Consider the following 14,317-nt stretch of genomic DNA (forward strand, 5'->3'; position numbering starts at 1 on the left):
GAAGGTCAGACGGTGGCTTATGCAAGTGATGCAGGAACTCCCGGCATTTCTGATCCTGGTGCAGTTCTGGCAGGTATGGTACGGCAGGCAGGGCACACTGTTGTTCCAATCCCAGGACCAAGTGCCTTTGCTTCACTTGTAAGTGTGGCTGGTGCCGGCGGTAAAACACTGGTTTTTGAAGGTTTTCTTTCACCAAAGCCGGGGCGCAGAAGAAGCCGTCTTAAAGAACTTATGGCAATGGAAGCTGCAGTAATTTTGTACGAATCTCCGTTCAGAATTGTTAAACTTCTGGCAGATATTGCCGATATTGATAGTGAACGGCGTGTAGTTGTTGGTCGCGAGCTGACCAAGATGCACGAAGAGATAGTCGAGGGGAATGCAGCAGAACTCTTTAAGAATTTTAGCGAAAGAGCTAAGATTCAGGGAGAATTTGCAGTATTTATCTCAATGTCTTCAAAAAATTCTAAAGAATTTTCAGAAGATGCCGATAATTAAATAGTAAAGGCAGGTTAGCTATGATGATTGGAAGAATTGACAATGTAAATCCTCTTAACAACGTTCAGAATACTCGTCGCACACAGGCTAAGGAAAATACATACTCTACAGCAGATCAGGTAAGTGTTTCTGATGAAGCAAAAGCTGCAGCAGAATCATACTACCTCAATCAGGTTGCGTCTGAGACTCCGGACATTCGGCAGGATCTCGTTGCCGCCATCAAAGAAAAAATTAAAGATCCAAACTACTTGAATCAGGCTGTTATTGCTTCAACAGCTGACCGCATTCTTGCAAGCTATGGGCTTTAATAAAAAGGCAACGGTGTCGCTTACAAAAAGACGGAGTTATTCCGTCTTTTTTTGTTAATAGAGGTAAAAATGGTTGATTTTTCATTTAAGGTTTCTCCGAATATACTTTTAGGTTCTTATACTGCAAGCAGAGTAGGGCAGACTATTTCAAATATTGGTTCTAAATTCATGGTTGTTATGGATCCGATTATGCGTGAAAGCGGAACCAGCAAAAAAATCACAGATGCACTTGATGATAAAAAAATTGATTATTTTATTTTTGATGAATTTTCCGGCAACGGAGATTCTGAAATTCTTTCACGTGCATTGCAGCTTGCCCGCCAGGCTCACGTTCATGGAGTAATTGCATTTGGCGGAGGAAAACCAATCAGTATTGCACGGGCTGTTTGTGCTCTTTTTAATGAAATTCATGATTTATATGATTACCTTGACGGAGAACTTCCTAAAACAAACCCGCTTCCTTTAGTTTGTATACCGACAACAATTCGTGACGCTTTTGTTTTTACAGATTCAATTCCTCTTGTTGATGCAAGAAACTCAACATTAAAAATCCTTAAATCACAGCCGGGCCTTTGTAAATTAGTTTTGTTTGATTCAACTTTAACGGCAACTTTAACAGAAAATCAGACCGATTCAATGGCTTTGGAATCACTCTGTCTTGCTTCAGAAAGTTATCTGTCTCAGAGAGAAAATTTTTTCAGTGATATGATTGCAGAAAAGGCTGTTGAAATCTTTGGCTATGCTCTGGATGGTTCTCAAACCCTTACAGTTACAACGCCAAAAGAAGAATTGCTTTCACAGGCCGGATGTATGGCTTCCCTCTCGGCTGCAACTTCTTCGGTAGGAATTGCTTCACTTCTTTCAATGTGTATAAATGCACGCTATAAAATTTCCCGTTCACTTGTTACAACAATTCTGTTCCCTTACATGATTGAAGAATGTGCAAAATTTAAGGCTGACAGAATTGCAAAGCTAGCAAAAAAAATGGGAATTGCACAGAGCGAACAGACAGATGAAGAAGCATCTCACGCCTTTGCAGAAAATATCCGGCAGAGAATTGCAAAAGCAAATCTTCCTGCCCGACTTAAAGATTTGTCTATTTCTCTTGAACAGCTTGCCTTAGCTGCAGAAGATGCCGGACAGCTTGATATTGTAAATTCGCTGCCTAGAAGTATGAACAGCGATGATTTATTTGCTCTCGTAAAAACGGCTTATTAATGATAGAAGTTCATAAACTTAATCAGCTGCAGCCTGGTCAAAAGCGCCGGAAACTTGCACTTACCTTTGGTGCTCTGGAGCGTGATGTTGATGGAATTGCTGAAAAAGGCTGTGAATATAATTTTAAGAGCATAACACGTTCTGATTACATTAAAAAGCTTCTCGAAGTTGTAATTCAGGATCCGGAATTTTCTGAAGATGCAAAAGCTCAGCTGGAAAATATTTTAAAATCAGAACCTTTTGACGAAAAACGAGCCTGTAATTTAGCCAGAAATAATCTTCTTGCGGTTTTGGGAACTTTTCCCGCAGAATGGGATTTAGTTATTGCTCCACATTCTTCGCTTACAGATGAAAATGGTGTTGTAAAACAGCGTGATTTTTTTCCGGATGTTTATGTTTACGCAGAAGATATCCGCTCTCCTTTTAATTGTGGTTCAATTTTCCGTACTGCAGAGGCAATGGGAGCCGAAAAAGTACTGATTTCACCGATGTGTATTGATCCTAATCATCCGAAAGCAGTCAGAAGCGGAATGGGCTGTATAGAAACAATCGGTTTTGAAAGAAAAAATATTGAACAGTTAGTTCAGTTTGCAAAAGAAAAAGACCTGCCGATTTTTGTTCTTGAAACAGGCGGCACTCCTATTAGAGAATTTAAATTTCCAAAAAAAGGAATCTGTATAATAGGTTCGGAAGAACTTGGGGTAAGCCCTGATGCTCTTTCCATTGCTGATTATGGCAGAGTTTCAATCCCAATGAAAGGTTTAAAAGCTTCGCTTAACGTGGGTGTAGCTTATGGAATTTTGATGCAGGAATGGATTAGTCAGATTTAAAAGCAGCTGATAATTTTTCTGAAATTTTTCTGAGCTGAGATTCACTCTGAATATTGAAAGTTTTGAGTACATCCAGATCAAACTGATAATAATCAACTTCGTTTGTTTCATAGTGTGAAATCATATCAGCAAGATAAATAAGGGACGTTAATTTCTTGGTATTTGGAGAAGCCATGTCAGGTTCGTGATGATGTCGGATTACGGAAATAATAACGTCCGGGAAATTCCATTTTTCTGCAATAAGGGCACCAACCTCGCTGTGATTGACTCCGGCGAGTAATTTTTCAAAGATATCAGTAGAAATATTTCGCTGTTTGCAGATTTCTGTGGCGCTTAAAATAAAATCGGGATGTGCTGTAGCAAATACAAGTTTTCCTATATCGTGGAGCAGACCGCATACATAAGAATCGTCGATAATTTCTTTTTCTGAAGCACAGAAGTTGCGTGCAAGGTTATAGGCATAAAATGCTACACGATAAGCATGGGTCCATAGAAATTCCTGTGAAGAACCTCCGATTCCCTGAAGCTGGTGTTCAGAACCTACTGAAAGAAGCATATTTTTAATTCCGCGGATACCGACTAATTTTACTGCATCAGCTATGCTCCGGCATGGGGAAGCCAGTGCAAAAGTGACCGAATTTACAACACGAAGTAAATCTGTTGTTAAAGAAACATCACTTGAAATTGCTTTTGCAATTTCGCTCATTTTTGAATTAGAATCGTTAATGAGCCGGTTAATTTTCATGATGCTTTCAGGAAACTGCGGAATAGTGTCGATAAGACGTACAAATTCGTGAGATGCGGTATTGAGTTCTCGCTGTGTTTTATCGTTGATGGGAAGCAGAATTCTGGTAATTGTTTCGCCGTTTTCACAAAGAACCTGAAAATTTTCTTCGGTTAAGCCGATTTTTTCAAGCATAAGAATCATAATGACAATTCCTAAGCCTGCTCCTTCAGACTGATCGATAACTTGATTCATGGCCTGATCAACTGAAGTATATTGCTGTGCACGGCTGAGTTTGTCATGAATACGCTTATATTCTTTGAAAGTAAGTTCTGAGTTATTGCGTACTTCGATTTTGATGCGGTTATTTCGGGTTTGAAGGATAAGTTTTACATAAAGCCCGCTTTGTTTTTGAAGACCAAGGTAATAGCGGATATTATTTAGTGTTTCTTCCTTGAAGCGAACCATTCCTTTTTCGTAGTCATTTTCGTTAAATAAATCAAGTTTTTTTTCGTTGAAGTAAATTCGTTTTGTATTGGCTTTTTTTGCATTTGTAACAAGTTCGTTAAGACAGTATTTCAGGTAAGTTTCCATGTGTTCCTGACCAAGTTCACTCAAAAAAGATGCAAGAACCTCTTCCATATAGTCTGACATTTCACGCGGAAGAGTGTATGTTGTTATGGATAAAGGAATTCCAGCCCTGATAGCCATTTTAATTTTAGAGTTATCCAGACTTACCTTCTGCTTTTTTTGAAGTTGCTGCATACAAAAAATTATAATACATTTTAGAGATTTTGGAAATATAAAAATCCTCTTTAATCAAGTGTTGAGTAATTTTTAAGAATCGTGCAAAATAATTGTATATGCTTTTTGATAATTTTTTAGCACAAATTCTTGTTGTGCTTATGCTGTTTTTTTGTTCAATCCGTATCTTCTTTATAAAACATTCCAGAATTGACTGTTTTGTTGCTTTTTCCCCCATGGCTTTGGTTGTTTCGATTTTGAATTTAGTCTGTTTTGAATTTACCACTTTGAATTTTGCAGTTTTTGCGCTTTCTCTTATGGTTTTCTTTACAAATTTCCGGGCTATATTAAGACTTTCAGCAAAGCTTATCGTTGATACTTATAATGCCCTTTTTATTGTTTTTACTATAGTCGGTTTGATTTTAACGGTTATACTCACTGTAATAATCATAATATTCAGACCTGTGAAATACAGTGAACACGATTTTAATATAATCCGAAAAGAATTTGCTTTAGCAGGTAATACTTCAAATCTCCATATAAAAGAAAATGTTTTTACAGGTGAAGCCGGCTCTGGTAATCTTTTTCTTTATGAACCGGTTGTAATTGATGAAATTGTTGCAGAACTTTATCAGGATAACCCTGTGTTAATTTTTGCAGGTTCAGCGCGGGGAAATGTTTTAAATTATGAACCGTATTTTATGCTTCTGGCTCAAAAAGGCTATAAAGTAATTGCAGCAGATCTTTTTACAAAAGATTTAAAATTATTCTCTGATTTTACAGAAAATAAAGCTGTAAAAAATTTATTAGATTCTAAAAAATTCAGAAGATTCGCTGCTACTCAGATTTTTGAAAGATATTACACAACTAAAATTGAAGAAATTCTGAAAAATGAACAGGCTCTGGCATCAAAAAAATATTCTGCACTTACAAAACTTACACTGGAACTTTTAGGAGATGATACGAAACTTTTTTATATTGTTGATGGTGTTGATTTTGATTCAATTTATTCTGTTATTGATGAGTTTAATACAGAGCCGTATTCAAATGCAAAAGGCTTTTTCTCAATGAACCGTGTTGATGAATACAAAACCAGCGGTTATGGTTTTATTGAACAGACTGATATTTTCCTTGCGCATCAGAAAGGTATTGAGCGTGAAAATAAATTTTTTATTGCCAGATATGTTGCAAATAAGACGATTAAAGCAATTCAGGAGCAGAAATGACACTTACAGAACTTAACCGGTATTTTAATTCTTTTCTTCACAAAGAAGATTATGATTCTGACATCTCTTTAAACGGAATACAGATTTCAAATTCTTTTCCGGATGAGAAACAGATAAAAAAAGTTGCATTTGCCGTAGATGCCTGTGAAGCAACTGCATTAAAGGCGGCAGAAGAAGGCGCTGATGTATTATTTGTACATCACGGGCTTTTCTGGGGGCACTGCCAGACTATAACAGGAAATCACTATAAGCGTGTTGCTCCCTTTATCAAAAACGATCTGGCCTTGATTGCTTATCATATTCCGCTTGATGCAAATGAATTTGTCGGAAATAATTTTGGAATTGCAGCCCGCCTTGGTCTTGAAAAAGTGCGTCCGTTTGGAAAATGGCGGGGAATGACACTGGGTGCCGCCGGTGAACTTCCTCAGGAATGTACAATCGAAGAACTTGCTGAAAAACTTTTTCCAAATGGTGAAAAACCAAGTCATATTCTGCCTTTTGGCAAAAAAATGATTAAAAAAGTAGCGGTAATTTCCGGTGGGGCAGGTGAAGATTTTGAACAGGCTGTAAAAATCGGGGCAGACTGCTACATTACAGGTGAAGTCGGTCATGAAGATTATCATGGAATCGAAGAATCTGGAATCAATGTAATTGCAGGCGGTCATTATAATACAGAAACCGTCGGTGTTCAGCTTGTTCAGAAACGGCTCGAAGAAGATAAATCGCTTGAAACGCTCTTTATCGACATTCCAACCGGCTTATAGTATAATAAAAAAAAGGTAAATAAAAATGTCTGATACAATCGAAGTTTCTTTTAAACCAAAATATTTTACAGCAAAAAAGCTTGTGCCGCTCATTCTGGCTTTGCTTGTAATTATTCTTGACCAGCTCACTAAAATTATTGTTGTAAAAAATATCCCGCTTTACGGGCTTGGAGCATCTTTTTTTGACGGTTTTTTCAGAATTATCCATGTAAATAATCCGGGAATTGCTTTTTCTATTGGTCAGGGATGGAGCATCGCCGTCAGAAGCATTCTTTTCCGTGCAGTTCCTCTTATTGTCCTTATTGTTGTTTTAGGCGTCTATATGCGTAATGATGATTTTTCTCCACTTCAGCGCTGGAGTATTTCCGGTATTGCAGGCGGCGGATTCGGCAATTTAATCGACAGATTTTTCCGTTCGGAAGGGGTTGTTGATTTCCTTGATTTTAAATGGTTTGGCATTGAAAAATCATCATTTAAGTTTTTGAGATGGGAAAGATGGCCGACTTTTAATATTGCAGATGCAGCTGTTGTTGTCTGCGGTATTCTTTTGATTATTTCTTTCGTAATTGCAATGAAAAAATCTCAGAATAAGGCTGGTGAAGAATAATGACCATAAAAGAACGAACTCTGTTTTTTAATATCTGCGTTATTCTGTTTAATATTGTTGTCGGTTTGATTGTAGAAGGAGTTTTGTTTCTTTCACTTTTGATTTTTCTGGCAGAACATCAGAATCTGGCAGAAAGCCTTTTCAGCCAGATTGCGCTTCCGATTGTACTGTTAATCGGATTGATTGCTGCTATGTCTATTTCTGTTCATACAGTAAGCTGGGCAATCAAAAAATTTCATTTAGAAGACAAACTGGACCCTAAGGTCGTAAGCCGATATCAGAAGAAACTGTAGACATAAACAAGGATTAATCGACTAAAACAAAAAAGACGGTCTCCCGTCGGGAACGCGCCATCAAACATCGCAGTGAGCAAAGCTTAGGCGAGTTTGTGTCGCAACCCCGACTCCGACCGTCTTTTTTTGCACTTATGGTTTAAGCTTCTTTATGCCTGAAGTGCTGTAACTGCAACTGTGTCGACGATTTCGTCTACATTACAGCCGCGGCTCAAATCGTTAAGAGGCTTTGCAAATCCCTGACATACTGGACCGATTGCTTTCCATCCACCCATGCGGGCTGCGATTTTGTAACCGATGTTTCCTGCGTTGATGTTAGGGAAGATAAATGTGTTTGCATGTCCTGCAACTGCGCTTCCCGGAGCTTTGAGCTCTCCAACTTCTGGAGCGATAGCAGCGTCGAACTGGAATTCACCGTCCAAAGCAAGTTCTGGAGCCTTTTCTTTTGCGATTGCTGTTGCGCGAACAACTTTTCCTACTGTGTCACCGTCTTTTGGATCAGCACCGCTTCCCTTTGTAGAGAATGAAAGCATTGCAACTTTTGGCTCGATACCTGCGATTGCCTTTGCTGTTCCTGCAGAAGCGATTGCGATGTCAGCAAGCTGTTCTTCGGTTGGGTTGATATTGATTGCACAGTCACCGAAAACTGCGATTCCGTTCGGAAGATATTTGTTGCTTCCTTCCGGAGCTACCATGATGAAGCATGAAGAAACTGTGCTGCATCCTGGAGCTGTTTTGATAACCTGAAGTCCAGGGCGGAGTGTGTTTGCAGTTGAGTGGCATGCGCCAGAAACGAAACCGTCAGCGTCTCCTGCTTTGAGGATAAGAGCACCGTACATTGTGTAGTCTTTGAGGGCTGCTGCTTTAGCTGCTGCAACATCAGCATATTCTGGAAGACCAGTCTTTTTGTTGATTTTTCCTTCGCGTGCTTTGTAAAGGATTTCTGCATATTTGTCTGCATTTGAGTCAGATGTCGGGTCAACGATGTTAACTCCGTTCATATCAAAACCGAATTTTTCGATTTCAGCTTTGTTTCCAAGAAGGGTGATTTTTGCAATTCCTTCTTTAACGATGACAGACGCAGCTTCTACAACGCGTTTGTCCTCACCTTCACAAAGAACAATTGTCTTGCCTTTAGCTTTTGCCTTGGCACGAAGTTCTTTAACAAAATCCATAATTTTGCCTCGATATATATAAAATTTTTTGGAACCAGAATTAATATCCGTCGCTCATTGCGCGGTTTGCATCTCTCTGACAAAGTTCTGCATATACAGTGCTTCGTTTTTTAAGTTCTTCTTTCTTTTCCTGACTGAACGGCATAAAGCGCCAGAAAACTGCACGGACTTCTTTATCAAGCCGCTGAACACCTTCTACTTCTTTTGTCATCCACAGTACATAATCTGCGATGAAATATGATTTTAAATCGCCTTTCAGTTTCTGTTTTTCAATCCACTGATAGTACTGGCCTGTAAGACCTTCTTCCATCCAGTAATAGCTGGCTTTTTCTTTTGCAACCTGCCATCGTAAATCAGCAACGGCCATAAGTATAGCGATTTTAAGGTCGCGCGGATACATAGGAATTACAATACGGCCTCGGCTCGTAATTCTGTTGTAACGGTCAAAAGGCTCCCAGCAGAAACCAAAATCGCCATATGTAGGCAGACAAAGAACGTATGGAACAATACGATTCTTCATATTTTTGTGAAGACGAACGAAACATTCAGGATCATTGTCTTCGACCCATTTTAAAATAGTAAGAACATTTTCACGGAAACCGGTCAGACGCGGCACACAGTGATAAAATTCACGTGTGAAGACAGGAAATTGATTCCCCTGTCGGCCGCAGGTCATTTTTGCCATCTGGCGTACTGTCTGATATTCAATCATAATATCGCCGGTACTGACTTCCAGTGCTTCTGGCTGGTTGGTAAGTTTATCCTGAAGTGAAGAACCGATTGCTTTTGCTTCTTCAAATTCTTTCATGTAGCCGGAAAGTTCTTTATCAACTTTTTGAAGTGCACGGAGTTTTTCCTGAATTTCTGCAAAAAGATGTTTCTGGCCTTCTGTATATGGCTGTTTATGAGGTTCAAGCCCGATAACAGGAATATGCTCACAAAGGGAGTCAATTCTGTTTTTTAATTCATTTTCGAGCATCTGACGTTCAGTCTCTTTCGAGTTTAAAAGACTTTCTGCATTCTGTAATTTGCCGTCATTTTTGCTCTTAAGCTGCTGGATTCTCTGTGCTTCAGCTCCCGGATCATTTCTGCGCGGGGTTCTTGCTTCGTCTGTTGCAGAAAGACTTAATCTTCCTGAAGCAATTTCTTTGAACCATTCGTCCATGTAATAAACAGGTTCGCCGGTATTATTGTCTAAAATTACAGTTGAGAAAAGCTGCTTTTGTTCCGGGGTAAAAAGTGATGGAAGGACAACACCAAATCGTAATAACATTCTTTTTGGCTTTTCGAGATTGTAATCACCGGCTTTTGGACACATTACACGGATAAGTTCCCACCATGAAGTAACAAGCTGCTGCCGGTATACTGTTCTGTCTTTAGAATCCTGACATGTAAGATACTTTGAAAGAATTTTATGTACACGCTGAGCCTGTTCGCCTTCACCGCCTAAAGCTGTTTTGTAATATGAGGTATCATCGAAAATATGATTGGATTCTTCTTCGTAGAATTTTGTAATTTCTTTAAAACCCTGTTGTGCCAGATCGACTTTATGTACTGAATCACCCTGCAGGTCTGAAGGTTTTTTTTCGGGAGCACTGGAAATTTCTTTAAAAGATGGAAGAGCACTTGGACCTGAGTCAGCAGCAGTTTCTGCCAGCAAGGCCGCAATGGTTGGGTCAATATCCTGATCTATCATTTATACCTGTCCTCGAAGTTTATCAAAATTTGAATTTATTATAACACGATAATAATTTTTTTTCATCATAAATTATACAAAATCATAGGAATGTAATGAAACTTCTCCGGAACTTAATTCATGTATTTTACCAGAATCGTCTTCGACCAGAAGCTTTATTTCTTCAGATATTCCTTTGACTTTTGCAGAATAACTATTAAAGTTACTGCCTGCAACAGGATTTACAGTGACTTTTTGACCGGTAAGCATAGAAGAAGCCCGGTATTCGTTAATCATTTCAGATTTGACAGCAGAATTTTCAGGATTTTCAAATGAATCATACAATTGAATAAGATTTTTGGTAACTTCGGCAACAAGTTCATTTTTAGAAACTTCCGGAAGTTTTTCTTCTTTTGCAGATTTTGATTCTTCTATACTGCCGATTATTTTTGTAATTTCCCCTGAAAGGTTATGATTTTTCCTTATATTGATTCCAATTCCGACTACAGCAGCGTCGATTATTCCAGTTTCAAAATTGGTAATTCCTTCAACAAGAATCCCGCTGATTTTTTTGCCGCATAAAAAAATGTCATTTACCCATTTGATTTTCGCCTCTTCGCCGTAAAGTTTTGAAACAGAGCGTTTTACAGCAACTGCAGCTGCTGCGGTGTAGAGAGACGGATTTTTTACTCCTTTTTTCGGAGAATACAGAAGTGAAAAATATACTCCGGTGTCTTTTGGCGAAATAAAAGTCCTTCCAAGCCGTCCTTTTCCTCCGGTCTGGCTTTCTGAAGCAAAAAGTGAAATGTGAAGGGATTTTGACTTTTCTGTAAGGTTTCCCTCTGCATCGCGAAAAGCACCTGCCGTTGCAGATCGCCTTTTTGCTTCTGAATTTGTTGAATCAATTTCTTCAAAGGTAAAAATATTAACGCCTGAAATTCCGTTTTTTGAAAGATAGTCTGCAATTCCGGCTTCAGAAAGTTTATCCGGGCTTGAAATAATTCTGTATCCCCGGTTTGTAACGGCTTCGATTGTATAACCTTCATCCTGAAGCGATTTAATTGCTTTCCAGATTGCAGCCCGTGAAACAGAGCAGGATAAAGCCAGTTCTTCTCCGGAAAGAAATTCTCCTTCAGTAAGAGATTTTAATGAACTTAAAACATTATCTTTAGTAGACATTATTTAGTTTTCCCAAGAAGTGTAAAATCTCCTGCAGGTGAGCTGAATGCAATTCCCATACCTGGTTCTTTGAGACATTTTACTTCCTGAATTGCATTTAAAACCGCCTGTTTTTTAGAACTTTCAACAACGATAATCAGCATATCTTTTTCAGGAACGATGTGAACGCCGAAAAATTTTTCATCATCTTCACGGGCTGTTCCACGAGCATTAATTACTGTGCCGCCTGTAGCACCCGCTTTTCTTGCAGCAAACATTACATCATCAGCATATCCTTTATTTACAATAACGCTGATCATATCACAGCTATTTGCATTTTGTTCCATCATATTGTCTCCTTGTGAAAAATTCCAGGCTTTCATCAGTGAATCAACATTAAGCGTAAAAAGTTCGCCAAATCCTTTTTTTTCATTTTTTGTTTCTTCTATAATTGCGTTTATAACAGACTGAGATTTTGTTGAATCAACAACCATGTAAATCAAATCTTTTGTAGTTTCACCGGTGCCTAAAATTGCTCCGAGATTTGATTTAGCAAGAGAACGTCCCATCAGGACACTGCCGCCTCCACTGCCGGCTTTTAAAGCAGCTTTTGTCAGCTTTTCTCCCTTATCGTGGGGAACAACGCTTATAATTAATTTAAATTTAGTCATTCTGCCCCTCCGAACTGCGTTTTGATTTGATTTTAAAGATAATTCCCAAAATTTGAATTGCAATCAAAGGTGTCATGGCTACCAGTGCAATCACTCCGAATGCATCTACAGCCGGATTTCCGCCGCTTGCTTCTGATGCCCCAAGTGTAAATGAAAGAATGAAGGTGCTTGTCATTGGTCCTGAAGCAACGCCGCCTGAGTCAAAAGCAATTCCCGTAAACAGTTTAGGACATAAAAAAGAAAGAAGTAAAGCAAGAAAATAACCTGGAATCAAAATATACCAGAGTGAAAATCCAAAGAGAACACGGCACATTGAAATTCCGATTGAAATTGCAACACCGGCACTTAATGCAGTAAGCATAACGCGGCGTTTGATTGTGCCGCCGGAAATGGATTCTACCTGATCCGTTAAAACCCAGACAGCTGGCTCTGCACATACAACAATTGCTCCGAAAACAATACCTGTCAGAATTAAAAGGGCAGTCCAGAGAGAACCGCTCTGAGATGCTTTTCCAAGAACTTCACCCAAAGCCTGTCCTGCCGGCATAAAGCCACCCTGTGCTCCTGCAAGGAAGAGAATTAGGCCAAAAAAACTCATTACAAAACCGCGTACCATTCGGACAACCTGCATTGGCGGCATTTTAAGGAGAAAAATCTGAAAAAGAGCCGACATTGCAACAAGTGGTGCTAAAGCGAATGAAACTTCTTTTAAAATTGAAGGCAGGAGTTTTAAAAAGACAAAAATGCCTTTTACGATTTCATTTTCTTCTTCTACTACAGCTTCAGTCCCTGTTGAGTTTGAATTGCTCAAAATGATTCCATAAATGATGACTGCAAGTACAGGACCTATGGAGGCAATGCCAGTCAAGCCAAAAGAATCATCGCCTGAAGACTGGATTTTACCGTTTTTGTCTTTTTTGCTTCGTACGGCTGCAACACCAACACCAAGAGCCATGATAAAAGGTACTGTCATTGGTCCTGTTGTAGCACCGCCGGAATCAAAGGCAATTCCCTGAAAAGCTGCCGGTGTAAAAAAAGCCAGAATAAAAACAAAAATATAAGAAACTGTAAGGAGAATGTTGAGCGGAATCGAAAGGACTGTGCGCAAAATACCGAGTGAAACAAAAAATCCGACACCAGCGGCAATCATTAAGATTAAGCCCCATTTACTTACATTTGGAGCAATTCCCATTACCTGATCTGCAAGTACCTGAACATCGGGCTCAGCAACGGTAACGATAAAACCGATTAAAAACGCGGCACCGAGTAAAAGAGGAAGGTTTCGTTTTGCAGTTAAAGCTGCTCCGCTTCGTTCACCTACCGGCAGAATACCGATATCTACACCAAGAAGAAAAATAGTGAGTCCGAAGATGACAAGAATACCTCCAAGCACAAAGCGCGTCATTACACTGAATGACATAGGTGCTATTGTAAGCCCAAGAAGAATTACGAGAATCATTACAGGAAGCACTGAAGAAACAGTTTCTTTAAATTTTGCAAAAATATTCATTAATGCTTTAATAATATAAAAATTTTCTCATATAGTGAAGTAAGACTTTTTCACCTGACTTCAGGGATTTTTTTTCTTTAGTTATAGAATTTGAAAAAATATTATGATATTCTTTTTTTATGGACTTTTTGGTATCAGTAATACTGGCTCTTTTAAAAAAGAATCCTCTTGCAAAGGCAGAAAGCAATAAACATGCTAAACGTGACTGGAAAAAACACGGCAGGGCATTCAGCTTTTCTAATACTGTGCTTGTAATCGCTCTTTTATTCCTTTTTCTGCCTCTTTTTGTAATTGTTTTTTATTCGTTTAACGCTTCAAAAGGTTCTGAATTTACCGGCGTTTCTCTTGTATGGTACGAAGAACTTCTTTTCAATTCAGGCCGTCTCTGGCTTTCACTTTTTTACAGTGCTGTAGTTGCTTTACTTTCGGCTTTTCTTTCGACTGTTTTGGGAAGTCTGGCTGCAATCGGAAACAACTGGTACAAATTTAAGGGCCGCAGTTATATTCAGTCGGTTAGTTTTTTACCGATGGTTCTGCCGGAAGTTATTATGGGTGTTTCGCTTTTAATTTTTTTGAGCGGAATTCACATGAACTTAGGCTTAGGAACAATCATTATAGCCCACACAACATTCTGTCTTCCCTTTGTTTATCTTATGGTTTCTGCACGTGTCGATGAATTTGATTATTCAATTATCGAAGCAAGCCACGATTTGGGGGCTAATGAAAAGCAGACGCTTTTTAAGGTTATTCTTCCAGCAATTTTCCCTGGAATTATGTCAGGATTTATGATGAGCGTTACAATGTCAATCGAAGACTTTGTAATCACTTCGCTTGTAAACGGCAATGTTGAAACGCTGCCGATTTATGTCTACAATATGATTCGACACGGAGTAAGCCCGGTCATCAACGCGCTTTCTTT

At 38.9% G+C, this 14,317-nt stretch carries 15 protein-coding genes; 9 read left to right on the forward strand and 6 right to left on the reverse strand.

What is annotated here, in order from left to right:
• From ACKI5B_RS05575 to ACKI5B_RS05590, 4 genes are all read left to right on the forward strand, one after another.
• A partial coding sequence (locus tag ACKI5B_RS05575) for an SAM-dependent methyltransferase (RefSeq protein ID WP_407426654.1) occupies positions 1 to 495 on the forward strand: 495 nt, incomplete at its 5' end.
• 20 nt (positions 496 to 515) lie between these two features.
• Complete coding sequence (locus ACKI5B_RS05580; protein ID WP_407426656.1) at positions 516 to 803, forward strand: flagellar biosynthesis anti-sigma factor FlgM; 288 nt, start codon at positions 516 to 518, stop codon at positions 801 to 803.
• Positions 804 to 872: 69 nt separating this feature from the next.
• Complete coding sequence (locus ACKI5B_RS05585) at positions 873 to 2,021, forward strand: iron-containing alcohol dehydrogenase (protein WP_407426658.1); 1,149 nt, start codon at positions 873 to 875, stop codon at positions 2,019 to 2,021.
• Positions 2,021 to 2,851 carry a TrmH family RNA methyltransferase gene (locus ACKI5B_RS05590; protein ID WP_407426660.1) on the forward strand — a complete coding sequence of 277 codons (831 nt, stop codon included), beginning with the start codon at positions 2,021 to 2,023 and terminating at the stop codon, positions 2,849 to 2,851. The genes ACKI5B_RS05585 and ACKI5B_RS05590 overlap by 1 nt, the downstream gene beginning before the upstream one ends.
• On the opposite strand, the gene ACKI5B_RS05595 is transcribed toward ACKI5B_RS05590, so the two are convergent.
• Positions 2,838 to 4,340, reverse strand: coding sequence for an HDOD domain-containing protein (locus ACKI5B_RS05595; RefSeq protein WP_407426662.1), 1,503 nt, complete (start codon positions 4,338 to 4,340; stop codon positions 2,838 to 2,840). The genes ACKI5B_RS05590 and ACKI5B_RS05595 overlap by 14 nt on opposite strands.
• Positions 4,341 to 4,438: 98 nt before the next feature.
• Between ACKI5B_RS05595 and ACKI5B_RS05600 the strand changes: the two genes are divergently transcribed.
• Genes ACKI5B_RS05600 through ACKI5B_RS05615 form a run of 4 tightly spaced genes read left to right on the forward strand, consistent with a single transcriptional unit; the run spans position 4,439 to position 7,209 of the window.
• A complete protein-coding gene (locus tag ACKI5B_RS05600; RefSeq protein ID WP_407426664.1) occupies positions 4,439 to 5,545 on the forward strand; it encodes a hypothetical protein in 1,107 nt (368 codons plus the stop codon).
• Positions 5,542 to 6,309 (forward strand): Nif3-like dinuclear metal center hexameric protein, encoded by a 768-nt coding sequence (locus ACKI5B_RS05605; RefSeq protein ID WP_407426666.1) that lies wholly within the window; start codon positions 5,542 to 5,544, stop codon positions 6,307 to 6,309. Before ACKI5B_RS05600 ends, ACKI5B_RS05605 begins: the two co-directional genes overlap by 4 nt.
• A 25-nt stretch (positions 6,310 to 6,334) precedes the next feature.
• Positions 6,335 to 6,916 (forward strand): signal peptidase II, encoded by a 582-nt coding sequence (gene lspA / locus ACKI5B_RS05610; protein ID WP_407426668.1) that lies wholly within the window; start codon positions 6,335 to 6,337, stop codon positions 6,914 to 6,916.
• Positions 6,916 to 7,209: a hypothetical protein gene (locus tag ACKI5B_RS05615; protein WP_407426670.1), complete on the forward strand. Its 294-nt coding sequence runs from the start codon at positions 6,916 to 6,918 to the stop codon at positions 7,207 to 7,209. The genes lspA and ACKI5B_RS05615 overlap by 1 nt, the downstream gene beginning before the upstream one ends.
• A gap of 149 nt (positions 7,210 to 7,358) precedes the next feature.
• On the opposite strand, the gene pta is transcribed toward ACKI5B_RS05615, so the two are convergent.
• From pta to ACKI5B_RS05640, 5 genes are all read right to left on the reverse strand, one after another.
• Positions 7,359 to 8,384, reverse strand: coding sequence for a phosphate acetyltransferase (pta, locus tag ACKI5B_RS05620; RefSeq protein WP_407426672.1), 1,026 nt, complete (start codon positions 8,382 to 8,384; stop codon positions 7,359 to 7,361).
• A 40-nt stretch (positions 8,385 to 8,424) separates the two neighbouring features.
• Positions 8,425 to 10,080: a hypothetical protein gene (locus tag ACKI5B_RS05625; RefSeq protein WP_407426674.1), complete on the reverse strand. Its 1,656-nt coding sequence runs from the start codon at positions 10,078 to 10,080 to the stop codon at positions 8,425 to 8,427.
• 72 nt (positions 10,081 to 10,152) lie between these two features.
• A complete protein-coding gene (locus ACKI5B_RS05630) occupies positions 10,153 to 11,238 on the reverse strand; it encodes a biotin--[acetyl-CoA-carboxylase] ligase (RefSeq protein ID WP_407426676.1) in 1,086 nt (361 codons plus the stop codon).
• Complete coding sequence (locus tag ACKI5B_RS05635; protein ID WP_407426678.1) at positions 11,238 to 11,888, reverse strand: P-II family nitrogen regulator; 651 nt, start codon at positions 11,886 to 11,888, stop codon at positions 11,238 to 11,240. The genes ACKI5B_RS05630 and ACKI5B_RS05635 overlap by 1 nt, the downstream gene beginning before the upstream one ends.
• Entirely contained in the window at positions 11,881 to 13,398 is a 1,518-nt protein-coding gene (locus ACKI5B_RS05640) for a DUF1538 domain-containing protein (RefSeq protein ID WP_407426680.1), read from the reverse strand. The genes ACKI5B_RS05635 and ACKI5B_RS05640 overlap by 8 nt, the downstream gene beginning before the upstream one ends.
• A 119-nt stretch (positions 13,399 to 13,517) precedes the next feature.
• On the opposite strand from ACKI5B_RS05640, the gene ACKI5B_RS05645 reads away from it, so the two are divergent.
• The coding region (locus ACKI5B_RS05645) for an ABC transporter permease (RefSeq protein ID WP_407426682.1) at positions 13,518 to 14,317 on the forward strand (800 nt) is incomplete at its 3' end.

It is taken from the genome of Treponema sp. (assembly GCF_045657965.1).
Lineage (GTDB): Bacteria > Spirochaetota > Spirochaetia > Treponematales > Treponemataceae > Treponema_D.